Source organism: Streptomyces iranensis (assembly GCF_017874715.1).
Lineage (GTDB): Bacteria > Actinomycetota > Actinomycetes > Streptomycetales > Streptomycetaceae > Streptomyces > Streptomyces iranensis.
The window spans coordinates 134741-154382 of record NZ_JAGGLR010000010.1; the positions used below are offsets into that span (position 1 = coordinate 134741).

Consider the following 19642-nt stretch of genomic DNA (forward strand, 5'->3'; position numbering starts at 1 on the left):
CTGGTTCGAACTTTGTCACGGGTGTCGGACGCTAGGTCACGACATGGCTAAGATGATCGTCGTATTCCGTTTCCGGACGGGACATCAGGGCTCTGAACGTTCCTTCCGCGCCCGCGCTTCCCCTGCACGAGGTTCCTGATGACTGATCACATATCGGAGGCGGTGAGCTGGTGTCTGGCCGCCGCGCTTCTCGTCGTCCTGGTGCTTCTGATCCGCCAGCGGCAGATCACCGCCGGAGTCCGCAGGCGCAATGCCACGCTCGAGGACAGCCTGCGCGCCCGTGACGAGGAGGCGCGCCACCTCGTCGATGTACGCCTCCCCTCGATCGCCGACGCGCTGAGCCAGTCCGGCCCGCTGCCGGGCCTGCGCGACGAGAAGCTGGCCGGGACGGCCTTCGCGCAGAGCCTGCACTCCGTCATGGAGCAGTTCATCCGGGCGGTGGACAAGGCGCAGACGCGCGCCGACGCCTCCGCCAAGGCGGCGCTCAAGGCGTCCATGCGAGCCGTCCAGGGACTCGCCAACGAACAGCAGGTCTCCATCTCCGAGATGCAGGAGCGGCACGACAACCCCGATGTGCTGCGGGACCTGATGGAGATCGACCACGCCAACGCCCAGTTCGGCCGGCGCGCCCAGGCCATCGCGGTGCTCTGCGGCTCCTGGCCCGGCCGCCAGCGGATGGCCTCCTCGCTGACCGATGTGGTCCGCGGTGCCAAGTCGCGCATCCGCGACTACCAGCGGGTTCAGGTGCATGCCCTGATCGACGTCGCCGTGGTGAGCCGGGCCGTGGAGCCCGCCGTGCTCGCGGTCGCCGAACTGCTGGACAACGCCGCCCGCCACTCGCAGCCCAACACCTCGGTGGAGGTCAGCCTCCAGCCGGTGCACAACGGGGCCTGCATCGTGATCGACGACGCCGGTGTGGGCATGGACGGCCAGGAGGTCCAGCGGGCCGCCAACCTGCTCTCCGGCCAGCGCGCCGTGGACGTCTCCCGGCTGGGCGACCCGCCGCAGTTCGGCTTCGCCGTGGTGGGCCTGCTGGCCGGGCGGTACGGCTTCAGCGTCTCGGTGGACACCCGGTCCCCGTACGGCGGTGTGCGTGCCGTGCTGTTCCTGCCGACCGAGCTGCTCACCCATAACGACCCCGACGGGCGGCCGGGCGCCGCCGGGCAGGACCCCGGGGGCGCCGAGCCGCTGCACACCATCCCCTCCCGCCGGACCCGTCCCGTCAGGAGAGCGCCGCACGCGCCGACCGTCCCGGCCCAGGCGCAGGAGCCGTCCCCGATCCCGCACCAGGCTCCGGCTCCGCACCAGGCTCCGGCCCCGCACCAGGCGCCGATCCCGCACCAGGCCCAGCCTCCGGCACCGGCCCCGGCGGCCCCCGCCCCGGAACCGGCACCCGCCCCGGCGCCCCAGCTGTCCCCCGACAGCGAGGGCACCCGCGTGTACGGCACCACGGCGGGTGGTCTGCCCAAGCGCCGCCGCCGGGAGGCCGGCGCCACCCCGCCGCCCGGCGACTGGACCACGGGCGCCGGGCAGACCGGCGCCGCCGACTCCGACACGGGCGCGTTCCGCGCGCGGTCGGCGAAGGAAACCGCTTCGCGGATGGGCGCTTTCGCCCGCGGCACCCGCTCCGGCCGTTCCGCCACCCAGGACTCCGCCCCTCACCATGACGAAGGGAATCGCCAGGCATGAACGACCATCTCAACAACGAGCTCGGCTGGATGCTCGACGAGGTCGTCAAGATGCCGGAGGCGCGGCACGCGATCCTGCTCTCCGCGGACGGGATGCTCCGGGCACACTCCAAGGGCATCGCGCGCGACGAGGCCGAGCGCCAGGCCGCCGCACTCTCCGGGTTGCAGTCGATCAGCCGCTCCACCTCCGAGTTCTGTGATCCGCACGAGACGCCCTGGCAGCAGACGCTCGTCGAGTTCGTCGGCGGGTACGTCTTCCTGATCGCCGCCGGGCCCGGTGCGTATCTGGCGGTCTCGGCCACCGAGGCCGTGGACATGGAGGCGGTCAGCTACCGGATGCAGAAACTCGTCGACCGGCTCGGCAAGGAGCTCACCAGCCCGCCGAGGCAGGGCCTCCCGCGGCAGGGGATCGGCAGTCACGCATGAGCCCTGGGAGGCGAGGATTGGTACGGCCGTATGTCGTGACCGACGGCCGTGCCTACCCGACTCGTAACACCTTCGACCTGGTGACCCTGGTCATGGCCCACCCCGACCGGCCGCTCACCGGGCTCAGCCCGGAGAAGCGGCGGGTCATGGAGCTGTGTCTGGGCGGGGCGCTCTCGGTGGCCGAGGTCGCCGGGTATCTGGAGCTGCCCGTCAGCGTCACCAAGGTCCTGCTCAGCGACCTCGTGGACAGCGGCCACATCAGCGCGCGGGCCCCCATCCCACCGGCCGAACTCCCCGAGGTCCAGCTGCTCCAGGAGGTGCTCGATGGACTCCGCGCTCGTCTCTGACCAGGCGGCCTATCTCCCGGCCACGGTGCGGGTGACGGCGAAGATCCTCGTCGTCGGGCACTTCGCCGTCGGCAAGACGACCTACGTGAGCTCGCTGTCGGAGATCCGGCCGCTGCGCACCGAGGAGACGATGACCGAGGCCGGTGCGCTCACCGACGATCTGCGGGGCACCGAGGACAAGACGACCACCACCGTCGCCATGGACTTCGGCCGGCTCACCCTCAGCGAGTCCCTGGTGCTCTATCTGTTCGGCACGCCGGGGCAGCAGCGCTTCACCCGGCTGTGGCGTGACATGACGGTCGGGGCGCTGGGCGCGCTGGTCCTGGCCGACACCCGGCGGCTTGAGCAGTCCTTCCCGGTGATGGCCGTCCTGGAGGAGCACGGACTGCCGTACGCCGTCGCCGTCAACCACTTCGAGGGCGCCCCCCGCTTCGCCGAGCCGGAGGTCCGGGAGGCCCTGGATCTGCTTCCGGAGACGCCCCTGGTGACCTGCGACGCCCGGGACCGGATCTCCTCCACCCACGCGCTGATCGCCCTCGTCCAGTACCTACAGGCCCGCCAGACCCCGCCCGCCCCTTTTCCCGGGGGTGGGCGGGTGGGCGGGGGCCTGGGCTACCCCTTACGATCCTCTGCGTGTCCAAACTGACCGACCTCCCGAAACGGATCCTGATCGGGCGGGCGCTGCGCAGCGACAAGCTGGGGGAGACCCTCCTCCCGAAGCGCATCGCGCTCCCCGTCTTCGCCTCCGACCCCCTGTCCTCCGTCGCGTACGCGCCGGGGCAGGTGATGATCGTTCTGTCCGTGGCGGGTGCGTCGGCCTACCACTACAGCCCGTGGATCACGATCGCCATCGTCGTGCTGATGTTCACGGTGGTCGCCTCGTACCGCCAGAACGTGCACGCATACCCCAGCGGAGGCGGTGACTACGAGGTCGCCACCACCAATCTCGGCCCCAAGGCGGGACTGACCGTCGCCAGCGCCCTGCTGGTCGACTACGTCCTCACGGTGGCGGTGTCGATCTCCTCAGGTGTGGAGAACCTCGGCTCCGCCGTCCCCTTCTTCGTCGAGAACAAGACGCTCTGCGCGGTCGGCATCATCCTGCTGCTGACACTCATGAACCTGCGGGGCGTTCGGGAGTCGGGCAAGCTCTTCGCGATCCCCACCTATGTCTTCGTCGGCGGCGTCTTCGCGATGATCCTCTGGGGCGCCTACCGCGGGCTGGTCCTGGGCGACGACATGAAGGCCCCCACCGCGGGCTTCGAGGTGCACGCCGAGCAGACCGGGCTGGCCGGCTTCGCGCTGATCTTCCTGCTGCTGCGCGCGTTCTCCGACGGCTGCGCCGCCCTGACCGGCGTCGAGGCGATCAGCAACGGCGTGCCCGCCTTCCGCAAGCCCAAGAGCCGTAACGCGGCCACGACCCTGGCGCTGATGGGCGGCCTCGCCGTGGCCATGTTCGTCGGCATCATCACCCTCGCCCTGGCCACCAACGTCAAGATGGCCGAGAACCCCGCGCACGACCTGCTGAAGAACGGCACCCCGCTCGGCGCCGACTACACCCAGAACCCGGTGATCTCGCAGGTGGCGGCCGCGGTCTTCGGCGACGGCTCGTTCTTCTTCGTGGTGCTGGCCGGGGCCACCGCGCTGGTGCTGTTCCTGGCCGCCAACACCGCGTACAACGGCTTCCCGCTGCTCGGCTCGATCCTGGCCCAGGACCGCTATCTGCCCCGCCAGCTGCACACCCGCGGCGACCGGCTGGCCTTCTCCAACGGCATCGTGCTGCTGGCCTCGGCCGCCGCGGTCCTGGTCTACCTCTACGGGGCCGACTCCACCCGGCTGATCCAGCTCTACATCGTCGGTGTCTTCGTCTCGTTCACCCTCAGCCAGACCGGCATGGTGCGGCACTGGAACCGCCATCTGGCCACCGAGCGGAACCCCAACACCCGCCGCCGCATGATCCGCGCCCGCGCGATCAACACCTTCGGGGCCTTCTTCACCGGTCTGGTGCTGGTCGTGGTGCTGCTGACGAAGTTCACCCACGGCGCCTGGGTCGCCCTGCTCGGCATGGTCATCTTCTACGTCACGATGACGGCCATCAGGCGCCACTACGACGGCGTCTCCGAGGAGCTGGCGGCGGCCACCGAACAGCTCGACGAGGAGGAGGTGCGCCCCTCCCGGGTGCACTCCCTGGTCCTGGTCTCCAAGGTCCACAAGCCGACGCTGCGCGCCCTGGCCTACGCCAAGCTGATGCGCTCCCACCGGCTGGAGGCGCTGAGCATCAATGTGGATCCCGCCGAGACCAAGGCGCTGCAGGAGGTGTGGCACGAGCGCGGCATAGACGTGCCGCTCAAGATCCTCGACTCGCCCTACCGCGAGATCACCCGGCCGGTCATCGACTACGTCAAGAGCCTGCGCCGGGAGAGCCCGCGCGATGTGGTCTCCGTCTTCATCCCCGAGTACGTGGTCGGCCACTGGTACGAGCATCTGCTGCACAACCAGAGCGCGCTGCGGCTCAAGGGGCGGCTGCTGTTCACCCCGGGCGTCATGGTGACCTCCGTGCCGTGGCAGCTGGACTCCTCCGAGCTGGCCCGGAAGCGGGCCCGCAAGCGGGCCGAGTGGAGCGCGCCGGGTGCGGTGCGGCGCGGCCCGGTGATCCCGCCCAGGGGGGAGAAGGGCGAGAAGGGGGCGAAGGGCGAGAAGCCCGGCGTCACCACGCAGGTGCCGGGGGGCTAGGCCCAGGGGCTTGGGGATCCGGGGGTGACGGGGTGCGGTCCGGCGCGACGTAGACTCGTGGGCTGTTGTCCCACTGCGCCCCCTCACCCCTTCTGGAGCCCTGAGCCCGCCATGCAAAGTGAACCCAAGGCATCGCTGGTCGGCGAGGAGTACGAGGTCGAGGTCGGCCCGGTGGCGCACGGCGGCCACTGCATCGCCCGGACCGCCGAGGGCCAGGTGCTGTTCGTCCGGCACGCGCTGCCCGGCGAGCGGGTCGTCGCCCGGGTGACCGAGGGCGAGGAGGGCGCGCGCTTCCTGCGCGCCGACGCGGTGCGGGTGCTGGACGCCTCCAAGGACCGGGTCGAGGCGCCCTGCCCGTTCGCGGGCCCCGGCAAGTGCGGCGGCTGCGACTGGCAGCACGCCGCCCCCGGAGCCCAGCGCAGGCTCAAGGCCGACGTGATCACCGAGCAGCTGGCCCGGCTGGCCGGGCTCACCCCCGAAGAGGCGGGCTGGGACGGCACGGTCGAGCCCGCGCCCGGCGACAAGGTGGCCCGCGGCGAGGTCCCGGCCTGGCGCACCCGGGTGCAGTTCGCGGTGGACGAGCAGGGCCGTCCCGGGCTGCGCCGCCACCGCTCGCACGAGGTCGAGCCGATCGACCACTGTCTGATCGCCGCCCCCGGCGTCAGCGAACTCGGCGTCGAGAAGCGTGAATGGCCCCAGATCGCCACCGTGGAGGCCATCGCCGCCACCGGCTCCTCCGACCGGCAGGTGGTCCTCACCCCGCGCCCCGGCGGCCGGCTGCCGATCGTGGAGCTGGACCGGCCGGTCTCGGTGCTGCGGGTCAGTGAGTCGCGCGGCCGGGAGCGGACCCGTCTGGTGCACCGCGTCCATGGCCGCCCCTTCGTCCGGGAGCGCGCGGCCGGCCGCACCTGGCGGGTCGGCGAGGGCGGCTTCTGGCAGGTCCACTCCAAGGCGGCGGACGTCCTCGTCGAGGCCGTGATGCAGGGCCTGATGCCCCGTAGGGGCGAGATGGCCCTCGATCTGTACTGCGGTGTCGGCCTCTTCGCGGGCGCGATCGCCGAGCGGGTGGGGGAGCGCGGCGCGGTGCTGGGCATCGAGTCGAGCAAGCGCGCGGTCGAGGACGCCCGGCACAACCTCCAGGACCTGGAGCGCGTCCGTATCGAGCACGGCAAGGTCGAGCAGGTGCTGCCCCGCACCGGGATCACCGAGGCCGACCTGATCGTCCTGGACCCGCCCCGCGCGGGCGCGGGCAAGGAGACGGTCACCCGCGTCGCGGCCCTGGGCGCCCGCCGCATCGCCTACGTCGCCTGCGACCCGGCGGCCCTCGCCCGCGACCTCAAGTACTTCCGCGAGGCGGGCTACGCCCCCCGCCGCACCCGCGCCTTCGACCTCTTCCCGGTCACGCATCATGTGGAGTGCGTGGCGGTGCTGGAGCCCGTGCGCGAGGAGCGCTGAGAAGGAAGGGCCGAGGCGGAAGCGTCCGGCCCCGCGCGGCCGCCCGCGTCGGGCGGCGTCAGGCGGGCCGGGCCGTGGCCACGCCCGAGCCGGTGCGGCCCGGGGAGCGGGTGAGGGTCCACATCATGGCGCCGCCGGTCACAACGGCGCACAGGTGGAGGGCGATCGCGAGGCCCAGCCGCTCCGGGAGGACGACGTCGGGGGGCGAGGCGAGCGCGACGTACAGGGTGAAGGGCAGCTTCCAGCCGCTCCACGCGAAGAGCGAGCCCGAGCCGAGCCAGCCGAGGACCGGCGGCAGCCAGCGGGGGAGCCGGCCGGGGCCCCCGCGGCTCGGGCGGGCCACGGCGAACGCGGCGACCAGCGCCCAGGTGCCGCAGATCCCGCACAGCAGGCGCCAGGTGGTGCGGCCCTCGTCGGGGTGGGCGAGGCCCGCGGTGCCGCCCGCCGCCCAGTACAGCCACATCAGGCCGACGGCGGCGCCGAGCGCCACGGCCGCCCGGCCGAGCGGTGAGGGACCGCCGGTCCGGCCGGTGAACGCTTCCGGCCAGCGTCTGCGCAGATAGGCGGGGAGCGCGAGGGTGAGGCCCAGGCCCATGCCGATGAAGCCGAACTGGATCAGGGCGGCCTCCCAGCCCGGCATCTGCGGGTCGCTGTCGCTCCCGGACCCGGAGGTGTCCGGCTCCGACAGCAGCGAGTCGGCCACCGCGTACGGCAGCATCGACACCAGGAACCCCGCGCCGACCCAGGCGCAGAAGACCAGCGGCACCCCGGGCAGCCGCATCCCCCACGGCCTGGCCAGCGCCAGTACGAGAGTGATCCCGATGACCGCCATGCCGACCGTGACGGTGTTGAGCACCACCCATTCGGCGAGCCCGAACCCGGCCCCGACGGGCGCCAGTCCGAGCAGTGAGCCGACCACCCACGACACTTTGATCACGGCATAGGGGGCCATGGCGGCGGCGCTCCCGTACGCGGCCAGCCGCCCCATCCGGTCCCACCGGTCCATCGCGCTCTCCTTCTGTGCGTTGCGACGGGAGCTCGACGCGGTCCACCGGCGGCGGCCCGGCGGGACCCGACACCGGTGGCCCTCCGCGACGATGTCGCGAAGGGCCACCGCGGTGGTTCGGCGGCCGGGTAAGCCGCAGATCACACCCGTACGGTCTCCGCGGCGTCGGGCTCCTCGGCCCGCCCCGGGCCGGAAGTACCGGCAGTGTGGGGGGAGTCGAAGCGGTGGTTGGGCCACCACGCCTTGGAGCCGAGCATCGCGGTCACCGTCGGCACCAGCAGCAGCGCCATGATGAACGCGGTGAGCAGGATGCCGAAGGCGACGGCGAAGCCCATCTGCTGGAGCATGGAGTTGCTGGCCAGCATCAGCACACCGAAGGTGCCCGCCAGGATGATGGCGGCCGAACCGATCGTCGGCGCCGACTGGGCCACCGCGAGCCGGGCCGCCTCGGCCGGGGACTTGCCCTTCCCGACCTCCTCCCGCAATCGGGCCACCATCAGGATGTTGTAGTCCGTGCCGATCGCCACCACGAACAGATAGACCACGATCGGCAGCATGAAGAGCAGGCCGTTCTCGCCCTTGATGTCCTGGAACAGCCAGACCGTCGAGCCCAGGGTCGCGGCGAAGCCGAGGCCCACGGCGAGCATCAGGTACAGCGGCGCCACCACGCTGCGCAGCAGCAGGCCGAGGATCAGCATGATGGCCACGCCCGCGACCGGGAACACCAGCCGGTAGTCGTGGTTGACCGCATCCTCGATGTCGCTCAGCACCGCTGTCGTCCCGCCCACCAGGGCCTCGCTGCCCTGGGGCGCGGAGGTGTGCGCGGTGTCCCGCAGGTCCCCGGCCACCAGCTCGATGGCCTTCTCGGAGGCCGGCCGGTACTTCAGCACGACGTTGAACTGGGCCACGTCACCCTTGGGGTTGGGCACGGCGGGGGAGACCTCGCCGACGCCCTCGACCCCCTCCAGCTTCTTGCGGAACCCGGCCAGCGCCGCGGCGTCCAGCTTGGCGCCGCCCTTGGACTGGACGTACACCAGGCTCGGGTCGGACTCACCGGCCGAGAAGCTCTTCTGGAGCTCCGCCATGGCCTGGACGGACTCCAGGTCCTTCGGCAGCGAGCTCTCGGTGTCGAACTCGGCCTTGAAGCCGAACGCGCCCACCGCGAGGGCCGCCAGCACACCGGCGGACACCGCGGCGATCAGCCCGGGACGGCGCGAGACCAGGGAGCCGGTGCCGTTGGCGAGCCGGTTGCGGGGCGCCTGCTTCCACGCCTTGGACGGCCAGAACGCCTTCGTTCCCAGCAGCGAGAACACCGCGGGCACCAGGGTGAGGGCTGCCACCAGGGTCACTGCGACGGAGATCGCCAGCGAGGGGCCCATGGCGCGCATGCTGCCCATCGTCGACAGCGTCAGGGCGAGGAACGCCACGATGACCGCGCCGGCCGCCGACGCGATGGTCTCGCCGACCCGGGTGACCGCCTGGATCAAGGCCTCCTTGGGCTCCTCGCCCTTGCGGAGGTTTTCGCGGTAGCGGAACAGCAGGAACAGCATGTAGTCCGTGCCGACGCCGAACAGCACCACGATCAGGATCGCGGAGACGCTGCTGTCGGCCTCGAGCCCGAACCAGTCGCTGGCGGTGCCGATCAGACCCTGGGCCATGATGAACATCACCAGGATCATCAGCACGGGCATCAGCGCGATGAGCGGACTGCGGAAGATGGCGCCGAGCAGCACGATGATCAGGACCAGGGTGGCCATCATGATCATGGCGTCGGTGTCACCCGAGGACTCGGTGGAGTCGAGCGCCGAGGCCGCCGGACCAGCCACATCGACCTTCAGCGAGGTGCCCTTCAGCAGCTTGTCGCGGTCCGCGCGCAGGTCCTTGATCGACTGCTGGGTGTCCTCGTCGTAGACGTTCTTCTTGGTCGAGTAGATGTTGCCCAGCGCCATCTTGCCGTCCTTGGAGACGGCCTGGGGCGTGGTCACCACGGACTTGAAGGTCTTGTACTTCTTGTCCTGGAACCCCTTGGTCGCCTTGATGACGGCGGCCTTGTCGGCCTCGGAGAGCTTTCCGCCGTCCGGCCGCTGGTAGACCAGGATGGCGGCCGCGCTCTCCTGCTGCGGGAAGGCGTGCTCCTGGAGCTTGGTCACCCGCACCGATTCGTAGTGCGAGGGCAGGAAGTCGGCTTGGTCGGTGCTGGACTTCAGCGGTGGGGCAAGGATGGCCAGGCCGATCGCCGCGATGATCCACATCGCGACGATCAGCCATGGACGGTTGACGGAGAACCGTCCTATTCGCCCGAACATGACGCTCCTTAGGGATTTAAGGTTCCAGTAAGAGGGCACGCTAGGACAGCCGTTCGGGCGGCACCACGTGTCCTCGTGGAAATCGGCCTGGGGGGTGAGGGCGGCTCCGCCAAAGGGTTTAGGGAAGCGGTCCGCGTCTCAGCATCCGTGCTGATAGCGCCCCCCGAACCCCGGGCCGACGGCCACCGTCCGAGTTTCGGGGGCCGCGGTGCGGACGGGCCGTGAAGTGGCCCGGACTGACATGTAGTTGACAAAAATCGCGCGTCCGGTGGCTTCTCGCGGGCGCGTTCCCGACCGGCCCGTCCCGTTCCTGACAACGCACCTCGTACGCCTCGCCGGAACCTTCCGTCGTGCCTCGTCAGGGCGCTCCGCCACGTCTCGTCGGGACTCCCCGCTAGACCTCCTGGAGGGCCGTCTTCGCCGCGTCCACGAACTCCGTGAGGGCCTGCCAGAACGGGCGGAACGCGGCGTGAAAGCGCTGCCCCGCCTCCGGCTCCCCGGAGCGCATCGCGCCCAGGGCGCGGTGGAACGGGCCGGTGGCCTTCTGCAGCACGTTCGCGGCGGTGGCCGCGGCGGCCGGGCCCTCCAGCTCGACCACGCGCACACAGCGGCGCATCTTGCCGTACTCGTCGCGCTCCCGCTCGGCCAGCTCGTCCAGGAGGGCGGGGCGGCGTTCCGCCGTGCCGGTGCGCTCGGCGGCGGCGATCTCCCAGTACAACTCGCCGATGCTGTGGGTCTGTTCGATCAGATCGAGATACGCGGTGCGCCTGCTGTCGCGCAGCCGTTCCGCGCGCTGGGCGAGTGCCGCGGTGTCCGCCTGGATCCGGGCGGCCCGGGTGTTGCCGCGGCTGGTGACCCAGCTGGCCAGGACGGCGGTGCCGCCGGTGAGGGCCGCGATCCAGAACGTGCTGTCAGCCATGGGCCCCCGTACCGTCCTCAATTCCTCGAGCGCCGAACATCCGCTGTCCCTTGGTCATCATCGGCCACGGCGGCTATCCCCCGATGGTAGGAAGATACGGAAGGAGTAACGGTTCGGCGGTATGTGCCACAGATATGTTCCGGAGCATGAGCGCATCCGGGCTGCTGCCCGCAAGGACCGAACTGCGGCCCATCGTCTCCGAGTTGAGGCTGTCGGCCTTCAAGAGCCACCGCCGTGCCGCGTTTCGGCTGGGGCCGCTGACCTTGATCTCCGGTCCGAGCGGCAGCGGCAAGTCCGGGGTGCTGGAGGCGTACGCGGCGCTCGCCCGGCTCGCGGGCGGCGCCCGGCTCGCGGAGGTGTTCCGCGATCCGGCCGCGTACATCCCGCGCCGGGCGCGGCCGGACCGGCAGGGGCGGCGCGGCTTCCGGATCGGCTGCACCGTGGACGGCCCGGTCGGGCCCGTACGGGTCGATGTCGCCGTACAGGCCGAGCCCGAACTGCGCATCGTGGGCGAGCGGATGACGGGGGCGGGGGAGACCCTGCTGGAGACGGCGCTGCGCGACCCGGGGCGGCGCTGTGTCCAGGCCGCCTGGCACACGGCGGGCGCGGTCGCGGTGACCCGCGCCCCGCTGCCCGACGACCGGCTGGCGACCTCGCTGCTGCCGCTGCGGGTCGCGGGCACGACGGAGGGGCAGCGGCTCGCGCTGGCCGCCGCCGAGCAGGTGGTCATCGCGCTGCGCTCGGTCTTCCCCTGCGACCCGCGGCCGGACCGGATGCGGACGCCGGCGCCGCCGAGGGACGGTCGGTTGCGCGGCGGCTGCGAGAACCTGGCGGCGGTGCTGCGGCGGACCAGCCGGGAGTGCGGTACGCGGCACGCGGCGCTGGTCGCGGCGGTCCGGGCGGGGTGCGCCGGGCCGGTCGAGGGGCTGGTCACGGAGGGGCGCGCGGACGGGGTGGTGCGGGCCCTGGTCGAGCAGGGGGAGCTCGGCGCGATGCCCGTGGAGCGCCTCGGCGACGGCGAGCTGCGGTATCTCGCGCTCGCGCTGGTGCTGCTGACCGGGCCCGGTGTGCTGGCCGTGGACCCGGCGGCCGATGTGCTCCCCGCGCGGCAGGTGCTGACCGTGCTGGCCGACGGTTTCGACCGGTGTCTGGACCGGCGGCAGGCGCGGGAGCTCCTGGGGGTGGCGGCCCGGATGTGCGCACGGGGGCACATCCGGCTCGTGGGGACGGTGGGGGACGTGACGGGGGCGGTCGGGGACGCCCCCGTCACGGTGGTAAACCTGGGGCGTGAGCGAGTCCTATGAGAGCGAGCGACGAACCGACGGCCTGGATGTGGCGGCGCTGCAGCGCAGGCTGGCCGCCTTCGCGGCGGCGCGCGACTGGCAGCAGTACCACACGCCCAAGAACCTCGCGGCGGCGCTGAGCGTCGAGGCGTCGGAGCTGGTGGAGATCTTCCAGTGGCTGACGCCCGAGCAGTCGGCACGGGTGATGGAGGAGGAGGGGAGAGCGGGCCGGGTCGAGGACGAGGTCGCGGATGTGCTGGCGTATCTGCTCCAGTTCTGTGAGGTGCTGGGGATCGACGCGCTCGCGGCGCTCTCGGCGAAGATCGACCGGAACGAGATGCGGTTTCCGGTGAACGGGGCGCGCTGAGGGCGTACGGGGGCCGAGCGCGGTCGGGTGGGGGCCGCGGTGCTTCGGGGTGGACCGCGAACGGGGGCCGAGCGCGGCGCCGACGGGGGGTGACCGTGAACGGGGGCTGGCCGTGAACGGGGGCTTTGGCGGTGAATGGGTGATCTCGCGGTGAACGGGGGGCTATGACGGTGAACGGGGGCTGTGACGGTGAACCGTGATCTCCGGTGACTCGCGAGGCTCCGACCCCTTGATCCGTCACTCTCCGTGGTGAAGAAGTTATCCACATCGCAACTGTTGTCAACAGATTCCTGAATTCCCCTAGCTTTTCGGCCTGTTAGTCATCACTCTGGGTAGTGGAGGAGTGACGGGCTCGGAAGTCCGTTGAGAGGGGTGCGGGGAATGGACGCGATGCGGCTGATCGGTGTCACCCGGCACGCCCTGGCGAAGGCCGGGAGCGTGCACGACATCGTGGCCGAAGCCTGGCAGGTTCAAGCGCTGGCCGAAGCGGTCGGCGGATATTTCGTGGTGAGCGGCCCGGCGGCCGCGCGAGCGGAGGCGCGCGGTCTGTGCGAGGCGGGTGGGCGGGCGCGCGGCGCCCTGTTCCACCCGGCGCTGCACCACCCCACATTGCGCGGCGGCGGTTTACGGGCCGCCCAGCTCTCGGAGGTGCGCGATCCGAGGGAGGTGCTGCCGGCGCTGGGGGAACTGCTCGCGGAGGCGGGCTTCGCGCTGGTCGGGGTCGCCTCCAATACCGAGGAGGAGGCGCTGTACTGGCAGTGCGTGGAGGCGATCGACGCGGCGGACGAGGCCCGGGACCGGGTGCACGGCATGCTCAGGCACCTCACCTTCCGCGAGTGGGGTGGGGAGTGGGGTGGTGCCGCGTGACGAGGCAGGATGGGTGCCATGGATCTTCGCATCTTCACCGAGCCCCAGCAGGGGGCGACCTACGACACGCTGCTCACCGCCGCCAAGGCCACCGAGGACCTCGGGTTCGACGCCTTCTTCCGGTCCGACCACTACCTCCACATGGGAGACGTGGACGGCCTCCCTGGCCCCACCGACGCCTGGATCACCCTGGCCGGGCTGGCCCGCGAGACCCGGCGGATCCGGCTGGGCACCCTGATGACCGCCGCCACCTTCCGGCTGCCCGGTGTGCTGGCGATCCAGGTCGCGCAGGTCGACCAGATGTCGGGTGGACGAGTCGAGCTGGGCCTGGGCGCGGGCTGGTTCGAGGAGGAGCACCGGGCCTATGGGATCCCCTTCCCCAAGGAGAAGTTCGCCAGGCTGGAGGAGCAGCTGGCCATCGTCACCGGGCTGTGGCAGACCCCGGTCGGCGAGACCTTCGGCCATGACGGTGCCCACTACCAGCTGGTGGACTCCCCGGGGCTGCCCAAGCCCGCACAGAGCAAGGTGCCGGTGCTGATCGGCGGTCAGGGGGCCACCCGCACCCCGCGGCTGGCCGCGCGGTACGCGGACGAGTTCAATATGCCGTTCGCCTCGCCCGAGGACAGTGAGCACCAGTTCGGCCGGGTGCGGGAGGCGGCCGAGGCCGCCGGCCGCAAGGGCGACGACCTGGTGTACTCCAACGCGCTCGTGGTGTGCGTGGGCAAGGACGATGCCGAGGTCGCCCGGCGGGCCGCGGCGATCGGCCGGAAGGTCGAGGATCTGAAGGAGAACGGCCTGGCGGGCTCCCCGGCCGAGGTCGTCGAGAAGATCGGCCGCTATGCGGAGGCGGGCGCCTCCCGGCTCTACCTCCAGATGCTGGACCTGAACGACCTCGACCACCTGGAGCTGATTTCCTCGCAGGTCCAGGCCCAGCTGGGCTGAGCGCACCACCAGGAGCACCCGAGATGTCCGTAGCCCCCACCTCCCTGGCCGCCGCGCTGGAGCGCGGACCACTCGTCCTCGACGGTGGTCTTTCCAACCAGCTGGAGGCACAGGGCTGCGATCTCTCCGACGAGCTGTGGTCGGCCCGGCTGCTGGCCGACGACCCGGGGCAGCTCGAGGCGGCCCACACCGCCTACGCACGGGCGGGCGCACGGGTGCTCATCACGGGCAGCTATCAGGCGACTTACGAGGGCTTCGCCCACCGGGGCGTGGGCTGCGAGGAGGCCACGGCGTTGCTGCGGCGCGGTGTCGAGCTGGCGCGCACGGGGGCCGAGCGGGCGGCCGCCGAACGGGCGGCCGCGGGCGAGCGGGACGCGGAGCCGGTGTGGGTCGCCGCCTCCGTCGGCCCGTACGGGGCGATGCTGGCCGACGGCAGCGAGTACCGCGGGCGGTACGGGCTGAGCGTGGCCGAGCTGGCGCGGTTCCACCGGCCGAGGATCGAGGCGCTGGCCGCGGCCGGTCCCGACGCGCTGGCGCTGGAGACGGTGCCGGACGCGGATGAGGCCGCGGCGATGCTGAGCGCCGTCGAGGGATGCGGGGTGCCCGTATGGCTCTCCTACAGCATCGCGGGGGAGACCACCCGGGCCGGGCAGCCGCTGAGGGACGCGTTCGCCCTGGCCGCGGGGGTCGACCAGGTGATCGCGGTCGGCGTCAACTGCTGTGCACCGGGCGACGCGGACCGGGCCGTGGAGATCGCGGCCGACACCACCGGCAAGCCGGTGGTGGTGTATCCGAACAGCGGAGAGGAGTGGGATGCCACGGCACGGAGCTGGCGCGGCCGGGCGACCTTCGACCCGGGGCGGGTGAAGGCATGGCGGGACGCGGGAGCACGGCTCATCGGCGGCTGCTGCCGGGTGGGCCCGGAGCGGATCGCGGAGCTGGCGGCCCTGATGAGAAACCATTAGGTGAGGGAGGACCGCCGGGCGATACTCGGACGGGTGTTCTTGACGATAACCACCACCGGCACCGCCGACCGCCCCGCGACCGACCTCGGGTTTCTGCTGCACAAGCATCCCGACAAGGCGCAGCGGTTCTCGACCTCCTACGGCACCGCCCATGTCCTCTACCCCGAGGCGACCGCCGAACGCTGCACCGCGGCGCTGCTGTTGGAAGTGGACCCCGTTGCGCTGGTGCGGCGGGGCCGCGGCAAGGGCCGGGGCGGCGCCCCCGACTCCGCGCTCGCGCAGTACGTCAACGACCGCCCGTACGCCGCCTCCTCCCTGCTGGCGGTCGCGCTGAGCGCGGTCTTCTCCAGCGCTCTGCGGGGCCAGTGCAAGGCCCGGCCCGAGCTGCCGGAGCGGGCGCTGCCGCTGCGGATCGAGGTGCCCGCGCTGCCCGCGCGCGGCGGTGCCTCCCTGGTCGAGCGGCTCTTCGCGCCGCTGGGCTGGGCGGTGACGGCCGAGCCGGTGGCGCTGGACGAGGAGTTTCCGGCATGGGGCGACTCGCGGTATGTACGGCTGGTGCTGGAGGGCGAGCCGCGGCTGGCCGACGCCCTGCGCCAGCTGTATGTGCTGCTGCCCGTGCTCGACGACGCCAAGCACTACTGGGTCGCCCCGGACGAGGTCGACAAGCTGCTGCGCTCCGGTGAGGGCTGGCTGGAGGGCCACCCCGAGCAGCGGCTGATCACCAACCGCTATCTGGCCCGGCGCTGGTCGCTGACGCGCAGCGCGCTGGAGCGGCTGGAGCTGGCGCGGCTCGCCGAGGCCGACGACACCGCGGCGGAGGAGATCGACAACGCCGTCGGCGAACCGGCGGCGGCCGAGCTGATGGAGCTGGAGGAGAACGGGAGCGAGGAGGGTGCCGAGGAGCGGCCGGTGCCGCTGGCGGTCCGGCGGCGGGAGGCGATACTCGACGCCCTGCGCGGGGTCGGGGCGGCCCGGGTGCTCGATCTGGGCTGTGGCCAGGGGCAGTTGCTGGGCGCGCTGCTGAAGGAGGCGCGGTTCACCGAGATCGTGGGCGTCGATGTGTCGATGCGCGCGCTCAACGAGGCGGCGCGGAGGCTGCGGCTGGACCGCCCCGGCTTCGACATGGCCGCGGCCGAGCGGCAGTCGGCTCGGCTGAAGCTGACCCAGGGCGCGCTCACCTACACCGACTCCAGGCTCGCCGGATATGACGCGGCGGTGCTCAGCGAGGTGATCGAGCATGTGGATCCGCCCCGGCTGCCCGCCCTGGAACAGGTGGTGTTCGGCGCCGCACGGCCCAAGGCCGTCGTGGTGACCACACCCAACGTGGAGTACAACGTGCGCTGGGAGACGCTGCCCGCCGGGCGGATGCGCCACGGCGACCACCGCTTCGAGTGGACACGCGAGGAGTTCCGGGCCTGGGCGGGGGAGGTGGCCGAACGGCATGGCTACGCGGTGGAGTTCCGCCCCGTCGGCCCCGAGGACCCCGAGGTCGGCCCGCCCACCCAGCTCGCGCTCTTCCGTATCGGCGGCGACCACACGACCGCCGGGACCGATACGACCACCGCGACCACCGCGACCACCACGACCACCACGACCACCGCGACCACCACGAAGGAGGCGGCAGCATGACCGAGGAGAAGCGCACCATCGGCGTGCCCGACCTGTCCCTCGTGGTGCTCGTCGGCACCACCGGCTCCGGCAAGTCCACCTTCGCCCGGCGCCACTTCCCGCCCACCCAGATCGTCTCCTCCGACGTCTGCCGCGGGCTGGTCGCCGACGACGAGAACGACCAGAGCGCCACCCCCGACGCCTTCGACGTGCTCCACTACATCGCGGGCAAGCGGCTGGCCGCCGGACGGCTGACCGTCGTCGACGCCACCAACGTCCGCAGCGAGTCCCGCCGCAGCCTGATCAATCTCGCGCGTGAGCACGACGTCCTGCCCGTGGCCATCGTCCTCGACGTGCCCGAGGGCGAGTGCGCCCGGCGCAACGCCGGGCGCCCCGACCGCGCCGGAATGCCCGACCATGTCATCCCCCGCCAGCGCCGTGAGCTGCGCCGCTCGCTGAAGTCCCTGGAGCGCGAGGGGTTCCGCAAGGTGCATGTCCTGCGCGGCGTCGAGGAGGTCGAGGCCGCGGAGGTCGCCACCGAGCGCCGCTACAACGATCTGCGCCATCTCACCGGCCCGTTCGACATCATCGGCGACATCCACGGCTGCCGCTCCGAGCTGGAGACCCTGCTGGGCAAGCTGGGCTACGCCCTGCGCCGCGACGACCTCGGCCGCCCGGTCGACGCCGCCCACCCCGAGGGCCGTACGGCGGTCTTCGTCGGCGACCTCGTCGACCGCGGCCCGGACAGCCCCGGGGTGCTGCGCCTGGTGATGGGCATGGTCGCCTCCGGCGCGGCCCTGTGCGTGCCCGGCAACCACGAGAACAAGCTCGGCCGCTATCTCAAGGGCCGCAAGGTCCGGGTCACCCATGGCCTCGCCGAGACCGTGGAGCAGCTGGACCGGGAGCACCGTGCGGACCCGGCCTTCGTCGACCGGGTGCGGGACTTCATCGAGTCGCTGGTCAGCCACTACGTACTGGACGGCGGGGCGCTGGTGGTGTGTCACGCCGGGCTGCCCGAGAAGTACCACGGCCGCACCTCCGGCCGGGTCCGCTCGCACGCGCTGTACGGGGAGACGACCGGGGAGACCGATGAGTTCGGCCTGCCCGTGCGCTATCCGTGGGCCGAGGACTACCGCGGCCGCGCCGCCGTCGTCTACGGCCACACCCCCACCCCCCGCGCCTCCTGGCTCAACAACACCATCTGCCTGGACACCGGCTGTGTCTTCGGCGGCCGGATGACCGCGCTGCGCTGGCCGGAGCGCGAGCTGATGGACGTTCCGGCCGAGCGGGTCTGGTACGAACCGGTCAAGCCGCTGACCACCGAGACCCCCGGAGGCGCCGACGGGCGTCCGCTCGACCTGGGCGATGTGCGGGGCCGCCGGATCGTCGAGACCCGCCACATGGGCCGGATCGCGGTCAAGGAGGAGAACGCGGCGGCGGCGCTGGAGGTCATGAGCCGTTTCGCGGTCGACCCCCGGCTGCTCGGCTACCTTCCGCCCACCATGGCGCCGACCGCCACCTCCAAGGAGGGGACCGGCGGGGGAGCCGCCGACGGCGGCTTCCTCGAACACCCGGTGGAGGCGTTCGCCGCCTACCGCGCGGACGGGGTGCGCCAGGTGATCTGCGAGGAGAAGCACATGGGCTCGCGTGCGGTGGCGCTGGTGTGCCGGGACGCGGACATCGCGCGGGAGCGCTTCGGCACGCCGGACGGCGTCTCCGGTGCGATCCACACCCGTACCGGACGGCCGTTCTTCGACGACGCCGAGCTCACGGAGACCGTGCTGCGCGGGCTGAGCAACTGCCTCGACCGCGCCGGGCTGTGGCAGGAGCTGGACACCGACTGGCTGCTGCTGGACGCCGAGTTGATGCCGTGGTCGCTCAAGGCCGAGGGGCTGCTGCGCCGGCAGTACGCGGCGGTGGGCGCCGCCTCGCGCGCCGTCTTCCCCGGCGTCCTCGCGGCGCTGGAGGGCGCGGAGGCGCGCGGTGTCGAGGTGTCCGCGCTGCTCGTCAAGCAGCGCGACCGGGCGTCGGATGCGGCCGCGTTCACCGATGCCTACCGGCGCTACTGCTGGCCGGTCGACGGGCTGGACGGCATCCGGATGGCGCCGTTCCAGATCCTGGCCGTCCAGGGCCGCAACCTCGCCACCGCGCTTCCGCACGATCAGCAGCTCGCCCTGATCGACCGGATGATCGAGGCGGAGAAGCCGGCCGCCGACGGCGCCCGGCTGCTGGCCTCCACCCGCCGGCTGATCGTCGACACCGAGGACGAGGCGTCGGTCGCCGAGGGGGTCCGGTGGTGGCTGGACCTGACGGCCGCGGGCGGCGAGGGCATGGTGGTCAAGCCGCTCCAGGGCTTCGTCCGCAAGGGCGACGGCCGGCTGGTCCAGCCGGGCGTGAAGTGCCGGGGCCGCGAGTATCTGCGCATCATCTACGGCCCGGAGTACACCCGCCCGGAGAACCTGGCCCGGCTGCGGGAGCGCCACCTGGGCCACAAGCGCTCACTCGCCCTGCGCGAGTACGCGCTCGGCCTGGAGGCGCTCGACCGGCTGGCGGAGGGTGAGCCCCTGTGGCGCGTCCACGAGGCGGTCTTCGCGGTGCTCGCGCTGGAGTCGGAGCCGGTGGACCCACGGTTGTAGTGGCGACGCTCCAGGGATGTCCGGCGGATCTTGACGCCTGCGGCGGGCTGCTCCCCTCCCCGCCCCTTCCCACAACTGGGGCTTCGCCTCAGACCCG

16 protein-coding genes are annotated in these 19642 nt (G+C 72.1%); 13 read left to right on the forward strand and 3 right to left on the reverse strand.

Going from position 1 to position 19642, the window contains the following annotated elements; genetic code table 11:
- Positions 1-138 precede the first annotated feature (138 nt).
- The 6 genes from J2Z30_RS19720 (at position 139) to J2Z30_RS19745 (ending at position 6646) form a co-directional block, all read left to right on the forward strand.
- Complete coding sequence (locus tag J2Z30_RS19720; protein WP_044569282.1) at positions 139-1689, forward strand: ATP-binding protein; 1551 nt, start codon at positions 139-141, stop codon at positions 1687-1689.
- On the forward strand, positions 1686-2114 hold the full coding sequence (locus tag J2Z30_RS19725) for a roadblock/LC7 domain-containing protein (protein ID WP_044569281.1): 429 nt from the start codon (positions 1686-1688) through the stop codon (positions 2112-2114). The genes J2Z30_RS19720 and J2Z30_RS19725 overlap by 4 nt, the downstream gene beginning before the upstream one ends.
- On the forward strand, positions 2111-2461 hold the full coding sequence (locus J2Z30_RS19730) for a DUF742 domain-containing protein (protein WP_044569279.1): 351 nt from the start codon (positions 2111-2113) through the stop codon (positions 2459-2461). Before J2Z30_RS19725 ends, J2Z30_RS19730 begins: the two co-directional genes overlap by 4 nt.
- Positions 2439-3107 (forward strand): GTP-binding protein, encoded by a 669-nt coding sequence (locus J2Z30_RS19735; RefSeq protein ID WP_245388201.1) that lies wholly within the window; start codon positions 2439-2441, stop codon positions 3105-3107. The genes J2Z30_RS19730 and J2Z30_RS19735 overlap by 23 nt, the downstream gene beginning before the upstream one ends.
- Positions 3095-5191 carry an APC family permease gene (locus J2Z30_RS19740; protein WP_044569277.1) on the forward strand — a complete coding sequence of 699 codons (2097 nt, stop codon included), beginning with the start codon at positions 3095-3097 and terminating at the stop codon, positions 5189-5191. Before J2Z30_RS19735 ends, J2Z30_RS19740 begins: the two co-directional genes overlap by 13 nt.
- A 111-nt stretch (positions 5192-5302) precedes the next feature.
- The gene (locus tag J2Z30_RS19745) at positions 5303-6646 is read left to right on the forward strand and encodes a class I SAM-dependent RNA methyltransferase (RefSeq protein ID WP_044569275.1); all 1344 of its coding nucleotides are present in this window, start codon (positions 5303-5305) and stop codon (positions 6644-6646) included.
- Positions 6647-6704: 58 nt separating this feature from the next.
- Here the strand turns inward: J2Z30_RS19745 and J2Z30_RS19750 are convergent, their stop codons facing one another.
- The 3 genes from J2Z30_RS19750 to J2Z30_RS19760 form a co-directional block, all read right to left on the reverse strand.
- Entirely contained in the window at positions 6705-7652 is a 948-nt protein-coding gene (locus J2Z30_RS19750) for a hypothetical protein (protein WP_044569273.1), read from the reverse strand.
- 140 nt (positions 7653-7792) lie between these two features.
- Positions 7793-9958: an MMPL family transporter gene (locus tag J2Z30_RS19755; RefSeq protein WP_044569271.1), complete on the reverse strand. Its 2166-nt coding sequence runs from the start codon at positions 9956-9958 to the stop codon at positions 7793-7795.
- Positions 9959-10352: 394 nt separating this feature from the next.
- Positions 10353-10877, reverse strand: a complete 525-nt coding sequence (locus tag J2Z30_RS19760; protein WP_044569269.1) for a hypothetical protein — start codon at positions 10875-10877, stop codon at positions 10353-10355.
- 146 nt (positions 10878-11023) lie between these two features.
- Between J2Z30_RS19760 and J2Z30_RS19765 the strand changes: the two genes are divergently transcribed.
- The 7 genes from J2Z30_RS19765 (at position 11024) to J2Z30_RS19795 (ending at position 19545) form a co-directional block, all read left to right on the forward strand.
- On the forward strand, positions 11024-12181 hold the full coding sequence (locus J2Z30_RS19765) for an AAA family ATPase (RefSeq protein ID WP_044581298.1): 1158 nt from the start codon (positions 11024-11026) through the stop codon (positions 12179-12181).
- A complete protein-coding gene (locus tag J2Z30_RS19770) occupies positions 12165-12527 on the forward strand; it encodes a nucleotide pyrophosphohydrolase (protein WP_044569266.1) in 363 nt (120 codons plus the stop codon). The genes J2Z30_RS19765 and J2Z30_RS19770 overlap by 17 nt, the downstream gene beginning before the upstream one ends.
- Positions 12528-12908: 381 nt before the next feature.
- On the forward strand, positions 12909-13394 hold the full coding sequence (locus tag J2Z30_RS19775; protein WP_044569264.1) for a DUF6099 family protein: 486 nt from the start codon (positions 12909-12911) through the stop codon (positions 13392-13394).
- An 18-nt stretch (positions 13395-13412) separates the two neighbouring features.
- Entirely contained in the window at positions 13413-14336 is a 924-nt protein-coding gene (locus J2Z30_RS19780; RefSeq protein ID WP_044569262.1) for an LLM class F420-dependent oxidoreductase, read from the forward strand.
- Between the two features lie 23 nt (positions 14337-14359).
- Positions 14360-15301 (forward strand): homocysteine S-methyltransferase, encoded by a 942-nt coding sequence (gene mmuM, locus J2Z30_RS19785; protein WP_044569260.1) that lies wholly within the window; start codon positions 14360-14362, stop codon positions 15299-15301.
- A gap of 33 nt (positions 15302-15334) precedes the next feature.
- Complete coding sequence (locus tag J2Z30_RS19790) at positions 15335-16930, forward strand: 3' terminal RNA ribose 2'-O-methyltransferase Hen1 (protein WP_044581297.1); 1596 nt, start codon at positions 15335-15337, stop codon at positions 16928-16930.
- Positions 16927-19545, forward strand: coding sequence for a polynucleotide kinase-phosphatase (locus tag J2Z30_RS19795; RefSeq protein WP_044569259.1), 2619 nt, complete (start codon positions 16927-16929; stop codon positions 19543-19545). Before J2Z30_RS19790 ends, J2Z30_RS19795 begins: the two co-directional genes overlap by 4 nt.
- Positions 19546-19642 lie beyond the last annotated feature (97 nt).